At 66.9% G+C, this 16,134-nt stretch carries 18 protein-coding genes; 12 read left to right on the plus strand and 6 right to left on the minus strand.

Annotated features, from left to right (window positions below):
- The first annotated feature begins 92 nt into the window (after positions 1-92).
- Both MPLG2_RS12030 and MPLG2_RS12035 read left to right on the plus strand, forming a co-directional pair.
- Entirely contained in the window at positions 93-1,553 is a 1,461-nt protein-coding gene (locus MPLG2_RS12030) for a phospholipase D-like domain-containing protein (protein WP_158681134.1), read from the plus strand.
- A gap of 11 nt (positions 1,554-1,564) precedes the next feature.
- Complete coding sequence (locus tag MPLG2_RS12035; protein WP_105186338.1) at positions 1,565-3,199, plus strand: fibronectin type III domain-containing protein; 1,635 nt, start codon at positions 1,565-1,567, stop codon at positions 3,197-3,199.
- A gap of 62 nt (positions 3,200-3,261) precedes the next feature.
- Here MPLG2_RS12035 and MPLG2_RS12040 read toward each other — a convergent pair whose 3' ends face one another.
- The 4 genes from MPLG2_RS12040 to MPLG2_RS18520 form a co-directional block, all read right to left on the minus strand.
- Positions 3,262-4,017, minus strand: a complete 756-nt coding sequence (locus MPLG2_RS12040) for an ABC transporter ATP-binding protein (RefSeq protein ID WP_105186339.1) — start codon at positions 4,015-4,017, stop codon at positions 3,262-3,264.
- Positions 4,004-4,849: an ABC transporter permease gene (locus MPLG2_RS12045; protein WP_105186340.1), complete on the minus strand. Its 846-nt coding sequence runs from the start codon at positions 4,847-4,849 to the stop codon at positions 4,004-4,006. Before MPLG2_RS12045 ends, MPLG2_RS12040 begins: the two co-directional genes overlap by 14 nt.
- Before the next feature lie 114 nt (positions 4,850-4,963).
- Entirely contained in the window at positions 4,964-6,637 is a 1,674-nt protein-coding gene (pgi, locus tag MPLG2_RS12050) for a glucose-6-phosphate isomerase (RefSeq protein ID WP_105186341.1), read from the minus strand.
- A gap of 74 nt (positions 6,638-6,711) precedes the next feature.
- A complete protein-coding gene (locus MPLG2_RS18520) occupies positions 6,712-7,635 on the minus strand; it encodes an SH3 domain-containing protein (protein ID WP_158681135.1) in 924 nt (307 codons plus the stop codon).
- Positions 7,636-7,805: 170 nt separating this feature from the next.
- Between MPLG2_RS18520 and MPLG2_RS12065 the strand changes: the two genes are divergently transcribed.
- Positions 7,806-8,417 (plus strand): hypothetical protein, encoded by a 612-nt coding sequence (locus MPLG2_RS12065; RefSeq protein WP_105186344.1) that lies wholly within the window; start codon positions 7,806-7,808, stop codon positions 8,415-8,417.
- A 14-nt stretch (positions 8,418-8,431) separates the two neighbouring features.
- On the opposite strand, the gene MPLG2_RS12070 is transcribed toward MPLG2_RS12065, so the two are convergent.
- On the minus strand, positions 8,432-9,031 hold the full coding sequence (locus tag MPLG2_RS12070; protein ID WP_105186345.1) for a bifunctional 4-hydroxy-2-oxoglutarate aldolase/2-dehydro-3-deoxy-phosphogluconate aldolase: 600 nt from the start codon (positions 9,029-9,031) through the stop codon (positions 8,432-8,434).
- A 22-nt stretch (positions 9,032-9,053) separates the two neighbouring features.
- Between MPLG2_RS12070 and MPLG2_RS12075 the strand changes: the two genes are divergently transcribed.
- The 8 genes from MPLG2_RS12075 to MPLG2_RS12115 all read left to right on the plus strand — a co-directional run bounded on the left by MPLG2_RS12075 (position 9,054) and on the right by MPLG2_RS12115 (position 14,700).
- Positions 9,054-9,518, plus strand: coding sequence for a YbhB/YbcL family Raf kinase inhibitor-like protein (locus tag MPLG2_RS12075; protein ID WP_105186346.1), 465 nt, complete (start codon positions 9,054-9,056; stop codon positions 9,516-9,518).
- Between the two features lies 1 nt (position 9,519).
- Positions 9,520-10,044, plus strand: a complete 525-nt coding sequence (locus MPLG2_RS12080; protein WP_105186347.1) for a DinB family protein — start codon at positions 9,520-9,522, stop codon at positions 10,042-10,044.
- Positions 10,045-10,074: 30 nt separating this feature from the next.
- A complete protein-coding gene (locus MPLG2_RS12085) occupies positions 10,075-10,635 on the plus strand; it encodes an NADPH-dependent FMN reductase (RefSeq protein ID WP_105186348.1) in 561 nt (186 codons plus the stop codon).
- Between the two features lie 7 nt (positions 10,636-10,642).
- Positions 10,643-11,530, plus strand: coding sequence for a DUF4031 domain-containing protein (locus MPLG2_RS12090; protein ID WP_231935643.1), 888 nt, complete (start codon positions 10,643-10,645; stop codon positions 11,528-11,530).
- Positions 11,531-11,534: 4 nt separating this feature from the next.
- Positions 11,535-12,221 carry a DUF6498-containing protein gene (locus tag MPLG2_RS12095; RefSeq protein ID WP_105186350.1) on the plus strand — a complete coding sequence of 229 codons (687 nt, stop codon included), beginning with the start codon at positions 11,535-11,537 and terminating at the stop codon, positions 12,219-12,221.
- Between the two features lie 87 nt (positions 12,222-12,308).
- Positions 12,309-13,097 carry a M15 family metallopeptidase gene (locus tag MPLG2_RS12105; RefSeq protein WP_158681137.1) on the plus strand — a complete coding sequence of 263 codons (789 nt, stop codon included), beginning with the start codon at positions 12,309-12,311 and terminating at the stop codon, positions 13,095-13,097.
- Between the two features lie 388 nt (positions 13,098-13,485).
- A complete protein-coding gene (locus tag MPLG2_RS12110) occupies positions 13,486-14,373 on the plus strand; it encodes an NUDIX hydrolase (RefSeq protein ID WP_105186353.1) in 888 nt (295 codons plus the stop codon).
- Between the two features lie 54 nt (positions 14,374-14,427).
- Positions 14,428-14,700 (plus strand): hypothetical protein, encoded by a 273-nt coding sequence (locus tag MPLG2_RS12115; RefSeq protein WP_158681139.1) that lies wholly within the window; start codon positions 14,428-14,430, stop codon positions 14,698-14,700.
- A gap of 99 nt (positions 14,701-14,799) precedes the next feature.
- Here MPLG2_RS12115 and MPLG2_RS19915 read toward each other — a convergent pair whose 3' ends face one another.
- Positions 14,800-15,036, minus strand: coding sequence for a DUF7218 family protein (locus MPLG2_RS19915; protein WP_425543108.1), 237 nt, complete (start codon positions 15,034-15,036; stop codon positions 14,800-14,802).
- A gap of 94 nt (positions 15,037-15,130) precedes the next feature.
- Here MPLG2_RS19915 and MPLG2_RS12120 point away from each other — a divergent pair, with 94 nt between their 5' ends.
- Complete coding sequence (locus tag MPLG2_RS12120; protein WP_105187646.1) at positions 15,131-16,129, plus strand: SIS domain-containing protein; 999 nt, start codon at positions 15,131-15,133, stop codon at positions 16,127-16,129.
- Positions 16,130-16,134 lie beyond the last annotated feature (5 nt).

Below are 16,134 nucleotides of genomic sequence, written 5' to 3' on the forward strand. Positions count from 1 at the left end.
GTTGTTTGGGGGCAGTGGCGCGCGCTGTCGTAACTTTGGGGGCAGAAGTCGTAATGGGTGTGTTGAACCGATCGATCCGTCATCGAATTGTCGTGATTCTGGCCGTGCTCGGCCTGTCGACAGCACTGGCAATCGCGCCGGCGGGAGCGCTGTCCTTCGACACCGACTCCGACGGCGTGCTCGAGGTACCGACGACCTCGAGCTGCCCGACGCTCACCGATCCGCCACGTGGCTACGAAGCCTGGTTCAACATCGACGACATGGAGGTGCGTGGCTTCTACGACCCCCTGAACCAGACCCCGTGGGACTTCCCCAAGAAGGTCGCCCAGATTCTGTGCGGCGCTCGACAGAACGCCCAGATCAAGATCGGCATGTTCTTCATTCGGGCCATCGGCACCATGACCCAGCCCGGGCTCAAGTCGGGCAGTGACCCGGCCGGCTCGCTCGGCACCCGCCCCGAGATCGACCCCGAGGTGATCTACGACGCACTCGAATACCTGGTCAAGTACCGAAACGTGAAGGTTGGCCTGGTGCTCGACGGCGGGGGCATCACCCCCGGCTCGGCCAAGGCCCTGATCAACCGCCGGCTGCTCACCATCGCGGGCATCGACGGCATTCCCAACACCGCTGCCGGCGACACCGACGGCATCGAGTGGTGCACCAACGGGTGCCTGAACACGAACTCCAGCTCGACCTACCCGTATGCGATCAACCACGAGAAATTCGTCACGATCAGCGACACGATCTGGGACGGCGCCTCGGGCTCGGCCCGCGCGGCGAGCTCGGCCATGCCGGCGGTGATCTCGTCGTCGGGCAACTGGGCGCGCAGCCAGATTCGCAACTACATGCAGGAGTTGACCCTCGACTACGGCGATCGCGAGCTGTTCAACCAGTTCAGCATGCGGTACGACGTGATGACCTACTGCGCGAACAGCAAGTGCCCCAGCAACGCTGGGTTCCCGTCGACGCTGAAGAAGACCCTCTACCTCGACCGCAAGATCTGGGTGGACCCCACGATCCACGGCACCGACTCGGGACGGGGCACCTACGTCACGTTCAGCCCGCAGCCCTCGACCGTCGTCGACTCGTACATCGCGGCCTTCGACAATGTGGACTGCACCGTTGACAAGCGTATTCGTATCGCGATGTTCAAGCTGACCGACAGCAAGGCCACCACCATGGCGAACGCGCTGGCCCGGCTGAAGAGCCGGGGCTGCGACGTGAAGATGCTACTCACCCAGCAGGGCGGCGCGACCACTATCTCCAAAACCGTGATCGGCCTACTGAAAAAGGCGAAGATCTCGTTCAAGTGCACCGCCGTGGCCATGCACACCAAGCTCATTCTGATCGGCCCCTCCACAGGCAACAACGGACGGGCACTGCACGGCACGGCCAACATGTCGACCGCCGGCCTGCGGTACAGCGAAGAGCACACCATCACCTTCGACGCGCGGCGCGCCTCGCCTGCCTACCAAGACGACCTCCGCCGGGTCTACGGCCAGTACCTGGCCGGCTGGTACGAGTTGTCGCAGGGCTCGAAGACGTGCAAGTGAGGAAGCAGAACATGACCGCGACCACTCCTGTGCGTTCCCGCCGCCCCTCTCGCCTGTGGATCACGCTGACCGCCCTCGTGGTGCTCATCGCAGGCGTCTCGATCGCCGCCACGGCGGTGGCCGCCTCGGGCCCCAAGCCCACGGTGAAGGCCCTCGGCGCCGACGTCGTCAAGCTCTCGTGGGCCGCTATCACCGGCGCAACCAAGTACACGGTGCGCTATTCGACCTCGTCGTCGATGAGCAGCGCCACCACCGTCACCAAGGTTGAAGACAAAGACATCACGACGCCGTTCACCAACGTGATGGGCCTGTCGGCCAACAAGACCTACTACTTTCAGGTCACCGGCTACAACAGCTCGGGCACGGCGTTGAACACGTGGGGCAACACGTCGTCTGGTGCAAAGACCTTCTACTCCTACGCCACGCCCACCGGCCTGGCCGCAGCCAACATCGCCAGCACCTCGGTCGAGTTGAGCTGGCAGCCGGTGTCGGGTGCGCCGGGCTACAAGGTGCGGTACTACAACCGCACCGACAAGGCACGTTACGTGTGGAATCAGGTCGAGAACTTCACCCTGCACGGCCAGAACGACTCCGATTCGCTGCGCAAGAACACCCAGCATTGGATCAGCGTCGCGGTTCAGCAGCCCGCCATCGGCACCTTCGGCACCGCCGACTACACGCCCCTGGTGACGATGAGCCCGCTGTCGAAAGAGATCACCCTCACCACGTCGAACTACGACATCGCGGCCCCCAGCGACCTCGCCGTGACGCAGCAGCAGCCGACCAGCGTGCGGGTCAGCTGGGACGAACCCAGCGGTTTCGAAGACGGCATGCGCTACCGCGTTCAGTACTCGACCAGTTCAGCGATGACCGGCGCCAAGACCGTGGACGCCGACGGCACGGCAGTCACCCTTAGCGGGCTCAGCGAGAACACCACCTACTACGTGCGCGTCATGGTGATCGATTCGACCGGGGCTCAGCTGAGCGACCGTTCAGCGTTCCAGATCGCCAAGACTCGCGTCACCCGTGGCACCATCAGCGGAACCGTGAACGGCCCGGCCGGACGTGACGTGGTGGCCATGGTGTACGGCACGGGCGGTGAACTCGCGGCCCAGTCGGACGTGGCCTCCAACGGCACCTATTCGGTGCTGGTGCGGCCGGGCAGCTACAAGGTGCTGCTCAGCTACCTGGGCACCGGCGGCTACACCTCGATGTGGACCTCGGCCAGCGCGTCGGGGGGCGTGCCGGTGTTCTCGGCCGGCCAGACCCTGACCATCTCGGGCACGGGCAAGGCGACGGCGGCCACCACGACGCTCGCTAGGGGCGCCAGCATCACGGGCACCGTCAGGTACAACGGCACCGGGCTCAATGGCGTTTACTTGTCGAGCCTCACGGCACAGACCAGCGCTCGCGAGGTCGAGGCGGTCACCCAAACGCCCACCGATGGCGGCGCCGCCGGCTGGTACTCGATCAAGGGCTTGTCCGACGGCGAGCACTGGCTGCGTTTCATTCGCTCGGGGTACAAGAACGTGAGCATCTGGATCAAGGTCGAGAACGCGGTCGTCACCCAGTACCGGGTGTCGTCTCAGTCGAGCCCGACCGACTTGGGCGCTGGCAAGACGTTGAACGTGAACATGACCAAGTAGTTCCGTACAGGGCAAGGTTCACGGTTGCTGAGCCGACCCGACTCGGGGCAACCCCCAGTGTGTCAGCGCCGCGAGTTCTCGTAGGTGTCGACCACTTCTTCAGTGGGTCCGTCCATGCGCAGCTCGCCCCGATGAATCCAGATCGTGCGCTCGCAGGTATCTCGAATCGAGCCCATCGAGTGCGAGACCAGAAAGACGGTGCCCGCGTTCTCGCGAATCGACCGGATGCGCTCTTCGCTACGAGCCCGAAAGGCCTTGTCACCAACAGACAACGCTTCGTCGACGATGAGAATCTCGTGCTGCTTGGCAGTGGCGATAGAGAACTTGAGCCGTGCTTGCATACCCGATGAGTAGGTGCGCATCGGAAGGTCGATGAACTCTTGCAGCTCGGCGAACTCGACGATGTCGTCACGCATCTCGCGCACTTCACGCTTGTTGAAGCCGAGCGCCAGCCCACCGAGAACAATGTTGTTCTCACCCGACAGGTCGCCCAGCAGAGCGGCGCCGATGCCGAGCAGGTTGGGCCGCGACGAAGCGTACACCGCTCCTGATTCGGGCGGGGTGAGCCCGGTGATCGCCCGCATCAGGGTGGACTTGCCCGAGCCGTTGTGACCGATCACGCCGATCGATTCGTTCTCATGGGCGACGAACGAAACGCCCTTGAGCGCGTGCACCGTGCGCAGACCCCGTGTTCGAGTGAGCAGCCGGGTCGCGGCGTCGCCGCCCTCGGCCCTGCGTCCGCCTGCGTACACCCGGTACACGACGTGCAGGTCGTCAACCACTACGACCGGACGGCGGCCGTTTTCAGTCTCTGCCATAGCGCTCCTCGGCCACCCAGAAGAAGAGCATGCCACCGACGCACATCAGCACCGACCAGATGATCAGGTAGAGCCAGTAGTGCAGCGAATAGTGGCCCTCGTGCATCAACAGTCCGCGAGCGATCTGCAGCACCTGATAGAGCGGATGAAAGTCATACAGCCGTACCGCCCACGGGTGGGCGGCGAAGATCTTGTCGACCTGAAACAGCACGCCCGAGGTGTAGAACAGAATGCGGTTCACGAACGGCAGAATCTGTGTGAGGTCGCGCACGTGCACGGTGAGCCGCGCCGCAAACATCGCCACCCCTGCGTTGAACAGCGTGTACAGGGCGATCAGCGGCGCCATCAGCAGCCATTCCCAGGTGGGAAAATGGCCGAGCACGATCAGGGTGAGCCCCATGACCCCCAGCATCGGCATCAACTGCATGAAATTCTCGATCACCACGGCGATCGGCAGCGTGAGCCGAGGAAACGCCAGCGATTGCACGAGTGACCGGTTGCCGGTGATCGACTTGGCGCCGTTGCTGAGCGACTTTGAGAAGTACTCGAACAAAAACACGCCGATCACGATGTAGGCCGGGTAGTCGGCAGGACGATTGCTGCCCTGCAAGAAGTAGAAGATGAGTCCGTAGATTGTCGCGTTCAGCATTGGCTGCAGAACCAGCCACAGCATGCCCAGCCGGTTGCGCTCTTGATTGGCCTGAATGCGGAACCGCGCCATCGCGATTGCGAAGTCGCGACGACTCCAGGCCTGCTTCAGGTACTGCACCAGGTTTGGACGAGCCCCCACACGGTGGAGACCGTGCTCCGTGGCATATTCGGCCAGGGTCATGGGCTAGACGTTCCTCCGCACGATCTGCCCGAGGCTGGTGCCCCGGGACGCCTCCCGCAGTCTAGTGGGCGGCCATCCCGAGGCGAACTCAGACGCGGTGGAACGCGCCGAAAGTCAGACCCGATGCGCCAGGTAGTACCCCACCAGGCTCTTGGTCGACCCGTCCTGAGCCTCCAGCGCCGCAGCGTCGCCGGCCACCGCGGGCGCGATCTGCAGGGCCAACTGCTTGCCCAGTTCGACGCCCCACTGGTCGAAGCTGTCGATGCCCCACACCGAACCCTGCACGAACGTGATGTGTTCGTACAGCGCGATCAACTGGCCGACCACCGACGGGGTGAGCGCGGGGGCCATGATCGAGGTGGTGGGCCGGTTGCCGACGAACACCCGGGCGGGCACGATCTCTTCGGCGGTGCCTTCGGCGCGCACCTCGTCGGCGGTCTTGCCGAACGCCAGCGCCTTGGTCTGGGCGAAGAAGTTGGCCAGGAACAGCTCATGCACGTCGGCGTCGCCGTCTTTGAGCGGGTGCGCCGGGTTGGCCACCGCGATGAAGTCGCACGGAATCAGCTGGGTTCCCTGGTGGATCAGCTGGTAGAACGCGTGCTGGCCGTTGGTGCCGGGCTCGCCCCAGAACACCTCGCCGGTCTCGGTGACCACCGGCGAACCGTCCAGCCGCACACCCTTGCCGTTGGACTCCATGGTGAGTTGCTGCAGGTAGGCGGCGAAGCGGTGCAGGTACTGCGAGTAGGGCAGCACGGCGTGCGAGGTGGCCTTGAAGAAGTTCACGTACCAGATGTTCAGCATGCCCATCAGCAGCGGCACGTTCTGCGCCGACGGTGCGGTGGCGAAGTGCTCGTCCATGGCGTGAAAGCCCTCGAGCAGGTTCTGAAAGTTGTCGGGCCCGAGAGTGATCACCAACGGCAGGCCGACCGCTGAGTCGACCGAGTACCGTCCGCCCACCCAGTTCCAGAACCCGAACGCATTGGCGGGGTCGATGCCGAACGCCTCGACCTTGTCGAGCGCGGTCGAGACGGCCACGAAATGCTTGCTGACGGCGTCGGCGCGCTGGGCCTCGGAGCCGTCGATGGCGCCCGACTCGGTGAGCGCGTCGAGCAGCCACTCACGGGCCATGCGGGCGTTGGTCAGGGTTTCGAGGGTGGTGAAGGTCTTGGACGCCACGATGAACAGCGCGGTCTCAGGGTCGACGCCCTTGGTGGTCTCGGCCACGTCGGTGGGGTCGATGTTGCTGATGAACCGTGCTTCGAGACCTGGCTCGACGTAGGGCTTCAGCGCCTCGTAGACCATCACGGGCCCGAGGTCCGAGCCGCCGATGCCGATGTTGATGACGGTGGTGATCTTCTTGCCGGTGACCCCGACCCATTCGCCTGAGCGCACCCGGTCGGCGAAGGCGTACATGGCGTCGAGCACCTCGTGCACCTGCTCGACCACGTTCACGCCGTCGACCTCGAGCACGTCGCCCTTGGGCCGACGCAGCGCGGTGTGCAACACGGAGCGGTTCTCGGTGACGTTGATGCGCTCGCCCGCGAACATGGCGTCGCGGTGCGCCGGCACCCCGACCTCGTCGGCGAGGTCGACCAGCGCCTTGAGCACTGCTCCGTCGATCAGGTTCTTCGACAGGTCGACGAACAGTTCTGCCGCGGTGAACGAGTACTTCTCGGCCCGCTGGGGGTCGGCGTCGAAGGCGCCGCGCAGGTCGGGCACGAACGCGTCGTGCAACGCCGACAGCTTGTGCCAGGCCTCGGTCTTGGTGGGGTCAACGGGAGTCTGCATGCCTGCAGCCTAACCAGCGCGCCGGGCGCGGGTGCACCAGCGCGGCAGAATCTCTCGCCGTCTGAGCCGAGGGCTCAGGCGTTGTCGACCGCCACGTGCACGTGATCCATGTGGTTGGCCGTGGGGCTGCCCCGGTCGGCCATGTGACGCCAGGTCGGGTTGTACGGCGTCCAGATCTGTTGCCGGTAGATGATGTGGTCGACGTGGAACTCTTTGGCGTGCGCCACCAAGAAGTCGCGAACCGCGTAGCCCTGGGCGGTGTTGCCGTAGGTCATGAAGTCGATCGCCCGGCCGAACTGGTGCACCGAAAGGCTGTGCGTGCGGTAACCGCCGACGTTCTTCACGTCCCAGCGAGCCATCACGGCCCGGTACACCACCATGGCGACGGGCTTGAGGCCCAGCACCGATCCCGCGGGAACGCTGCGGGTCGCGGCCGGCGCGCTGCCGTCGGCGGTCTGGTCGGCGCTCGGCTTGCTGTTCGACAGCGAGGCCTTGAGCACCCACGCCTGCTCGCCCTTGAACTCGACCAGGCGGTATTTGCCGTCGGTTTCGGGGGTCACGGTGAGCTTGCCGGCGATCTTCACCGAGCCGACCTTCTTGGCGTCGGCGTCGGGGGCCGCGACGACGGTGACCGCCTTCTTCGCGTACATGGTCTTTGTGGGCTGCAGCTCGGCCTCGGCAAGCTCTTGCGTCGCGGCGGCCACGGCGAGCGCGTCTTCGGCCGCGATCTGCGGACGGGCGTCGGCGCGCGAGATGGCCGCGTCACGGGAAGACGGATCGGGAGTGGTCATCGGGGCGGCGATCGGCGCCGCAGCGGCGGTGCCGGCCAGGGTCAGTGCGCCCGCGGTGCCGGTGACGGCGAGACCGAGAAAGATCGCTCCGAGCCGATTGGCGGCAGCCGCGTACCAGGCGCGCGGAGCAGGCCCCACAGCGCGGCTGGGTCGGTGTTCGGCCACCTGCTCGAAGGCGGAGCCACCGGCCCGTCGCGGTTGGTACATGCGGGACAACCCCCTGAGAAAACGAATGTCGGTTCTTAAGGTACCTTAAGGATTCGCGCGTCCCCAAATCTGCGAATCCGCACGACCACGGCGTGCCTGCGCGGCGGGCACCGTCCGCCCGTGGACGATGAACTTCTCAGCAACCAATCGGCTACGGGTCGGGGGCACTGATGCGCCGGGTCATCGTCTTGCTTTCTCTACTCACCGTCGCGGTGCTGTTGGGCGTGAGCACCGCCCAAGCTGCGCCTGCGCAGCGCGGCCCGCAGCCCGCGACGATCAGGGCGAAGACGGCCACCGACACGGGCGCGCCGGGCGCTCTGGTGCCGGTCGCCGGCACCCTTCGCGACGCCAAGCAGCGACCCCTGACCGGGGCGCTGGTCATGGTCGCCGTGGCGGGAGCGCCGCAGGCCGACGAGCTGCAGTCACTCACCGGCAGCGGCGGCGCGTTCGAGGTGTACGTGCCGCTGCCCGACGCGATGCCCACCTCGGGCACCGTCGAGTTGGTGGTCAGCTTTCAGGGCAGCGCCGACGCGGCTGCGGCCAGCCTGACCCTGCCGGTGCGAGTCGAATCAGGTCAGCAGGGCGTGGCAGCCGGCCTGCAGCAGCCGGCCGGCCCGGCGCCGGCGGCCACCCTGCCCAGCGATCAGGGGGGCCGCAACGGTCTGCCCACCAGCGGCAGCCCGCTGATCGACCAGTTGATCGTGGTGGCCTCGGGACTGCTCGGCGTGATGGTCGTGCTGTTCGGCATCGGCGCGGTGCTGCGCCGGCGGCGGCGCGGCTGACGCTCAGCTCAGGTTCAGGCGAAGTTGTAGCCCTGGGCCCGACGCCGCAGATCGGTCAGGTCGGGGTCTTCGACGTCGTCGGTGCTGAACGCGCCGGTGGGCGATACCGCAACCGCGCCGGCGTCCAGCCAGAGCTCACACTGAAAGCGCTCGAGCCGGCCGGTGGCGATCAGCGGCTCGTCGGCGAACAGGCCGGTGACCGTGCGGGCGTACAGCGAACCCAACGCGTCACACGGCAGCACCTGTACGGCGGCGGTGCCGAAGCGCAGCGCCGCACTGAGTTCCGAGGGGGTGAGACCCCCGAGCACCAGCGGCGTGTCCGCCGCGGCCGCCACCAGGGCGGCGGTCGCGAACGGCGACAGCAGCAGGTCGGGCCCTGCCGCCAGGGCGCGCTCCACCTGGCCGGTGTCGCGCAGGTCGGCGACCCCCAGCCGCACGCGCCGGCCGAACACCGCGCGCAGGGCGGCCAGCTCGTCGCGTCGCGCGTACGGCACCGTCCAACAGTCGAGGTGCTCTTGAATCAGCAACTCGCCCGCTGCGATCAGGTCGTCTGCATCGGCCACCGGCAGTTCAACGATCACGCGGCAGCCCGCGAGCACCTCCACCGACGTCATGGGTCAAGGTTAGGGTGAGGGCATGCAGCTGCACAGCGAAGCCATTTCCGACGGCTCCACCATCGAACTCACCTATTGCGAACCCCAGTGCGGTGGCAGCAACGTCAGCCCCGACCTGACCTGGTCGGGCGCTCCAGAGGGCACGAAAAGCTACGCCGTGACCTGCTTCGACCCCGACGCCCCGACGGGCAGCGGCTGGTGGCACTGGATCGCCTTCGACATCGCCACGGCGCAGACGTCACTGTCGGCCGGGCAGGGCCCCGACGCCGCGATGCGGCAGTGGCGAAACGACTACGGCTACGTCGGCTACGGCGGCCCGTGCCCGCCGCCAGGGCCGGCTCATCGATACGTGTTCACCGTGCACGCCCTCGATGTCGAGAAACTGGACGTCCCCGACGAGGCCACCAGCGCGGCCTGCCGGTTCACCCTGCTGTCCCACGCCATCGACAGCGCGTCGTTCACCGCCACGTTCGGCCTCGACGATTGAGATGACCGAACCTGACGCGATCGAGCCCGACACCAAGGACTGGACCTGGGTGATCGAGCAGGGCTGCCCCGAATGCGGCTTCAACCCGCCCGAGCCCACCGAGGTGGCGCAGCGGGTGCGGGCCACGATTCCGCGGTTCGTGGCGGCGCTGCAGCGTGCCGACGCCGCCCAGCGCCATGATCCTGCTGTCTGGTCGACGCTCGAGTACGGCTGCCACGTGCGCGATGTGTGCGTGATCTTCGGCGCCCGGCTGCATCAGCTGCTCAGCGAGCCGAACCCCACCTTCGCCAATTGGGATCAGGACCAGACCGCGGTTGCCGATCGCTACCACGCGCAGCACCCCGGCACCGTGGCCGCAGAGTATGCCGAGGCGGCCGGGCACACCGCCGACGCCTTCGCCGCCGTCCGGGCCGATCAGTGGCAGCGCGCCGGCACCCGCAGCAACGGTTCGCAGTTCACCGTGGCCACCCTGGCGGTCTACTTTCTGCACGATCTGGAGCATCACCTGCACGACGTGCACGGCTAGGCCGGGCGCGCTCACACGAAAGGACGTGCCTTGTCGAAACCACTTCTGCAGGTCATCATCGCCAGCGTCCGTCAAGGTCGTGTCGGCAAGCCGGTCGCCGATTACATCGTCGGCGCGATCGAGAACCGCGAGAAGTTCGCGGTCGAGGTGATCGATCTGGCCGAGGTGAACCTGCCGCTGATGGACGAACCCAACCACCCACGCCTGGGCCGCTACACCCACGACCACACGAAGGCCTGGAGCGCGACCATCAGCCGGGGCGATGCGTACCTGATCGTGCTGCCCGAGTACAACTTCTCGTTCACCGGGCCGCTGAAGAACGCGCTCGACCACCTCAGCAAAGAATGGGCGGGCAAGCCGGTGGCGCTGGCCAGCTACGGCGGCATCAGCGGCGGCCTGCGCGCGGCCACCGCGCTCAGCCCGGTGCTCGGGGCTTTGGGGCTGGTCACGGCACGCGCGGCGATCGCGATTCCCTGGGTGCGCACGCACGTCGAGCACGAAGCGTTCGTGGGTTACGAAGCCATCGACGCCAGCATCGACGCGGTCTACGCCGAGCTCGTGCGGCTGCACGACCTGCTCGCCGGCCACTGACATGGCGGTGCTGGTCGATCCCCCGCGCTGGCCCGCCCACGGCACGCAGTTCGGCCACCTGGTGTCTGACACCTCGTTGGACGAGTTGCATGCCTTCGCCCGCGCCGCCGGGCTGCCCGCCCGGGCCTTCGACCACGACCACTACGACGTGCCGGTGGCCCGCTACCCCGATCTGATCGCCCAGGGCGCGGTCGAGGTGAGCCCGACCGAGTTGCTGCGGCGACTGGTCGCGGGCGGCTTGCGGGTGCGTCCGGCCGACCGCACCCCACGTCGTCCGGCCGCTCGTGAGGCGCTGGTCGCGGCGTGGCAGCGACTGGGGCTGCCCGGCAACGAGGCGGTGCGCGACGACCTGCTCGAGCGCTGGAGCGAACCGCACCGCCGCTACCACGACGTGAGGCACCTGGCGCAGTGCCTGCAGGCGCTGGACGCGCTGTGCGCACCCGATCCCGTCCCCCGCCCGGTGCTGCTGGCCGCCTGGCTGCACGACGCGGTGTACCAGGGCGAGCCGGGCGCCGACGAGCGCGCGTCGGCCGCGCTGGCCCCTGCGTTGCTCGGCGGGCTGATCGGCGACGACGAGGTCGCCGAGGTGAGCCGGCTGGTGCTCGGCACGATCGACCACGACCCGGCCCCCGACGACCGCAACGGGCAGTTGCTGAGCGACGCCGACCTGTCGGTGCTGGCCCTGAACCGCGGCCGCTACCACGTGTATGTGCGCGACGTCCGCGACGAGTACGCGCGCTTCGACGACGAGCAGTTCGCGAAGGGCCGCCTGCGCGTCATCGATGACCTGTTGGGCCGCGAGCAGTTGTTCAGAACAGAGCGTGGCCGGGCCCTGTGGCAGCAGGCGGCCCGGGCGAACCTGGCCGAGGAGCGCACCCGCTGGCCCCTATCGTGAAGCCATGCTCCCGCGCGCACGCTGGCTCGACCTCGGGTGGGCACTGTTCACCAATCTGTTCGTGCTGGCCGGAGTGCTGGCCTGGGGCTGGCCACCGGGCAACGTGCTGGTGTTGTTCTGGGTCGAGAACGTGATTCTGGGCGTCGTGACCGCGGTGCGCATCGCCACCGCCCAGGGCGGGTTGCAGCCCGGCGCGCCGACTGGATCGCGGGTCGCGAAGGTGCTCTTCTTCACGGTGCACTACGGCATTTTCGCGCTGGTGCACGGCGTGTTCGCCGGCATCATCGCCGTCTCGATCGGCATGCAGGTGGGCTTCTGGTCGCTCGCGGTGCCCGCCCTGCTGATCGCCCTGCGTTACGTGGTCGACCTGGCCACCACGTGGTTCATCGGCGAGCAGCGGCGCACCGTCACCCCCGACCAGGCCTTCACCGCACCCTACCCACGGCTGTTCGTGCTGCATCTCACCACGCTGCTGGGTTTCTTTCTGGTCATGTCGCAGCTGGGTCGCCGCCCGGGCACCGGTCCCGTCGGCGACGTCCTGGGCTGGCTGGCCGCGCACGGCCTGCCGGTCACCACCGGTGCCCTGGTCGTCACCCTGCTGATGGTGATCAAGACCATCGCCGATCTGGTGGTGATGAACCCGCGTCCCCGTGAAGGCGGGCTTCGATGGAAGTTCGATTTCGGCATGTGACCCCACGTCTCCCGGCGAGTCTGGGGTGACCCCCTCACGTCCCGGCGGATGCCGGGATCTCCTTTGACGGTGGTTTATCGTGGGCGGGTGCCCCACCCGCTGCGACTGACCGGCTTGGTCGCCGTCCTCGTGCTGACCGGTTGTTCGGCCTCCGCGCCGGCCGCATCGCAGTCCACAGCGCCTTCGCCGACCACCACGGCCGTGACGTCGGCGAGCCCAGCCGCTTCGTCCGCCTCGCCCAGCGCCACGACCGCTGCTTCGACGACCGCGACCAAGCCGACGCCCAGCCCGTCCACGACCACCGCGCCCAAAGACACCCGGACGGCAGCCCAACGCAATCAGCCGTTCACGGTGAACGGCATCGCGGTGGTGTCGAAGAAGCACCCGATCAACGCCGCCTACCGCCGCACCAGTGTCACCTCACCCAACGGACTGACCAAACAGACCCGGGCGGCGCTCACCGACATGGTGGCTGCGGCTCGCAAGCAGGGCGTGCGCATTCTGGTGCGCAGCGGCTACCGCAGCTACGCCCTGCAGGCCCAGATTCTGGCCAGCAAGATTCGCGAGTACGGTAGCGAAACGCTGGCCCGGCGCTACAACGCGGCGCCCGGACGCAGTGAGCACCAGACCGGGCTGGCCGTCGACCTGTGGGACGGCGTCACCTGGGGCGTCGGCATTCGCAACACCCGCATCGGCAAATGGTTGTGGGCCAACGCCTGGCGTTACGGGTTCATTCTGCGATACCCGAACGGCAAGGAGAAGATCACCGGCTACGCGTTCGAGCCCTGGCACTACCGCTACATCGGTGGCGCCGACGCCAAGAGATTCGGCGCCAACACCAACCTCACCCTCGAGGAGTACCTGGGTATCGCCTGATCCGTTGGCTCCGCAACACCATTCACGAACCCACATCTATGTTGCATGAATGTTTGTTCTGGCGAAGGGCCACGTCGCTGTTGGTCACCCTTCCGGGCACTGGACAGACGAGTTCACGAGTGCTACAAGCACCTGGCGAAATGCCTGGTCAGAGCCTGAACGTTGGCGAGCCCGGGAAGGACAGGGGATGCGTCCTGCATTGGACGCGGTCGGCTTTTCAATCCTTTGCCGACTCTTGAAGAAGTCACTTCCCGGGCTCCTTGTATGTGACTCTAGACGGCCGGAGCCCACAATCCAATAGCCGCCGGCAGCACTTGGCCAACTCACAGGATCGTGGCGGTGCGGCCGCTATTCTGCTGTCAGCCGAAGCGACGAAGGAGCCTCCCCGATGTCCACCGAGCCGACCACGGCCGAGGTGTTGGCGGTGATCGTGGCCCTGGTGAACGGCGAACCCTGCGTGCTGACCCTGCCCGACGCTCCGCGGCTGCCTTCGGGGCCGTTGCTGCCGTCGCACCGTTCGCTGCAGACCGCCGTCCGGGCCTGGGTCGAAGAGCAAACGGGTCTGGGCGTCGGTTACCTGGAGCAGCTCTACACCTTCGCCGATCGCGATCGCGACGGCAGCGGCGCGCGCACCATCTCGGTGTCGTACCTGGGCCTCGTGCGCGGGCCGCGGGTAGGGGCGGGCTCGTGGCAGAGCTGGTACGAGTTGTTCCCCTGGGAGGACCATCGCGACGGCGGCACGCTGGTAGCCGACACCATCGCCCCCGCGTTACGGGCCTGGGCCAGCCACGGCTCGTCGCGGGCCCGTCGCCAACGCTGCGCAATCACCTTCGGGTTGGACGACCGGGCCTGGCAGCCCGATCTGACCCTGCAGCGCTACGAAGTGCTGTTCGAGGCCGGCCTGGTGCCCGAATCGCCGGACGCACCCCACGACACCGACCTGCCCGGCGAGCGCATGCACGGCGACCACCGGCGCGTGCTCGCCACCGGCATCGCCCGACTGCGGGCCAAGATTCAGTATCGACCCGTCGTGTTCGAACTGATGCCCGCCACGTTCACCCTGGGTCAGTTGCAGTCGTGCGTCGAGGCGCTGGCGGGCCAGCCCGTGCACACGCAGAACTTCCGCCGGCTGGTCGAGCAGCAGCACCTGGTCGAAGACACCGGCGAACTGGCCGGCACCGGGGGCCGTCCGGCGCGCCTGTATCGGTTTCGTCGCGAGGTGCTGCAAGAGCGTCAGGCCGCCGGCACCAAGTTGCCGACGACGCGGGCACGCTGAGGCCCGCACGACATGGCCTGAACCGCTCGTCGTTAGGCTGGCGCGGGGAGTTCGGTGTTCAGATCGACTCGTTGGTACTGGTGGCCCTGGGACTTCGGCGTGCTGCTGTTCTCAGGCACCTTCGCCTGGCTGCTGTTTCGCACCACGCAGGGCACCGGCGGCCTCTGGGTGTGGACTCAGTTGCTGGGCACCGCGGTGCTCGTGATCGCCAGCGCGGTTCGGGTGCGAGGTGGGCTGGACGTAGGCCCGGACGGCCTGCTGATTGGCGCGGTTGCCCCGTTCGCGTGGGGTTCGATCGGGTTCGATCGGTCGAGATGGGGCCCATGAGCGCCCTCCCTGGCGGAGCTCCTGGAGTTTCTCGATCCCTATCGCGAACGGGTCGTGGTGCGTATTCGCTTTTCACCGCCCGGCGCGGCCACGACCGTTTCAGGCGTCGTGGCGTTGAACCCAGGTGAAGAAACCGCCCTGCTGCACGCCCTCAGGCACGCTGGAGTAGCTGCGCTCGGGTGCGTTCGTCGTAGTCCTTGGCAGTTGCGCCCTTGCGGCCGGCAGCCTCCGCGAGGTGTTGGTGGCTGCGTTCGAGATGCGGGCGGCCTTTTCCTTGCTGGCGCCACGGCGACCACAGCGCTCGGGTGTCGACTGGTGGGTGCCGCGGAACCGGATGCCAGGTACTCATGTTGGCAAACCCCTTGCAGCGCGGGCGAAAGCGGTGCATCATTGCCCATGACGTCTCTATAACGTGATGCGAAAGGAAGTCATGAATCCCCCTGAAGTTTTGACCCCCGAACGGATCGACGAGCGGGTCTCAGCCGCCGTCGACGCCCTCCGTTCCCGACCACAGATCAGCAACGTCTTCCTGACGGCGTGCGGTGGCTCGTTCGCGCTGATGATGCCTCTGCAGCACGTCCTTCAGTCGTCGACGGTTCTCGAGGCTCACGCGCTGAACGCCCGCGAATTCACGACACGCGCGCCGAAGTCGCTCGGCCCGAACAGCCTCGTCGTCCTTTGCTCCCACTCCGGCGACACGCCAGAAACCGTCGAGGCGGCCAGGTTCGCCCGGGAGCAAGGCGCCCTCACCATCGCCCTGACGCACGAGCTCGAATCCCCGCTCGCACTGGCGTCCGAGTTCGTCATTGGCTATCAGCATGGCGACGCCAAGCGCTACGCCTACACGTCGGCACCAATCCTTTACCGAATCATCCATGCGCTCGTGGACCGCGCAACGAGTTCGTCAACCTTGGCGCCGGCCACCGATGCGGTCGCTGCGCTGGATGGCATTGTGGAGGGTCTGCTGGCCGCGCACTACGACCGAGCGGACGCCTGGGCGAAGGCCCACGCCCGTTCCGGACTCATCTACACGCTAGGATCCGGACCCAACTACGGCAGCGCGTACTCGTTCGCGATCTGTCTGCTTCAGGAGATGCTCTGGGTGCACAGCCAGGGCATCAACAGCGCCGAGTACTTCCACGGTCCCTTCGAGATCACCGACTTCGACGTGCCGTTCATCGACCTCCTCGGTCTTGGGGTCTCGCGTCCGATCGACGAGCGCACCCACGCGTTCCTCGTCACGAAGTCCGACGACGTCCTGACCCTGGACGCCGCAGAGTGGGATCTCGCCCTAGTTCCCGAGGCGCTGCGTCCCTCCTTCGCGCACCTGGTGTTCACCCCGCTGCTACGGCTCTATGCCGAACGTCTTGCCGACCACAGAGGTCACCCGCTGTCTGTCCGCCGCTACATGTGGCGCATGGAATACTGAAAGGC

The sequence above is a fragment of the Micropruina glycogenica genome, from assembly GCF_900289045.1.
GTDB lineage: Bacteria > Actinomycetota > Actinomycetes > Propionibacteriales > Propionibacteriaceae > Micropruina > Micropruina glycogenica.

Coding starts and splice junctions, on each gene's coding strand:
- MPLG2_RS12035 (WP_105186338.1), top strand. CDS start 1,565: ATGACCGCGACCACTCCTGTGCGTTCCCGCCGCCCCTCTCGCCTGTGG.
- MPLG2_RS12040 (WP_105186339.1), bottom strand. CDS start 4,017: ATGGCAGAGACTGAAAACGGCCGCCGTCCGGTCGTAGTGGTTGACGAC.
- MPLG2_RS12045 (WP_105186340.1), bottom strand. CDS start 4,849: ATGACCCTGGCCGAATATGCCACGGAGCACGGTCTCCACCGTGTGGGG.
- pgi (WP_105186341.1), bottom strand. CDS start 6,637: ATGCAGACTCCCGTTGACCCCACCAAGACCGAGGCCTGGCACAAGCTG.
- MPLG2_RS18520 (WP_158681135.1), bottom strand. CDS start 7,635: ATGTACCAACCGCGACGGGCCGGTGGCTCCGCCTTCGAGCAGGTGGCC.
- MPLG2_RS12065 (WP_105186344.1), top strand. CDS start 7,806: ATGCGCCGGGTCATCGTCTTGCTTTCTCTACTCACCGTCGCGGTGCTG.
- MPLG2_RS12070 (WP_105186345.1), bottom strand. CDS start 9,031: ATGACGTCGGTGGAGGTGCTCGCGGGCTGCCGCGTGATCGTTGAACTG.
- MPLG2_RS12075 (WP_105186346.1), top strand. CDS start 9,054: ATGCAGCTGCACAGCGAAGCCATTTCCGACGGCTCCACCATCGAACTC.
- MPLG2_RS12080 (WP_105186347.1), top strand. CDS start 9,520: ATGACCGAACCTGACGCGATCGAGCCCGACACCAAGGACTGGACCTGG.
- MPLG2_RS12095 (WP_105186350.1), top strand. CDS start 11,535: ATGCTCCCGCGCGCACGCTGGCTCGACCTCGGGTGGGCACTGTTCACC.
- MPLG2_RS12110 (WP_105186353.1), top strand. CDS start 13,486: ATGTCCACCGAGCCGACCACGGCCGAGGTGTTGGCGGTGATCGTGGCC.
- MPLG2_RS12120 (WP_105187646.1), top strand. CDS start 15,131: ATGAATCCCCCTGAAGTTTTGACCCCCGAACGGATCGACGAGCGGGTC.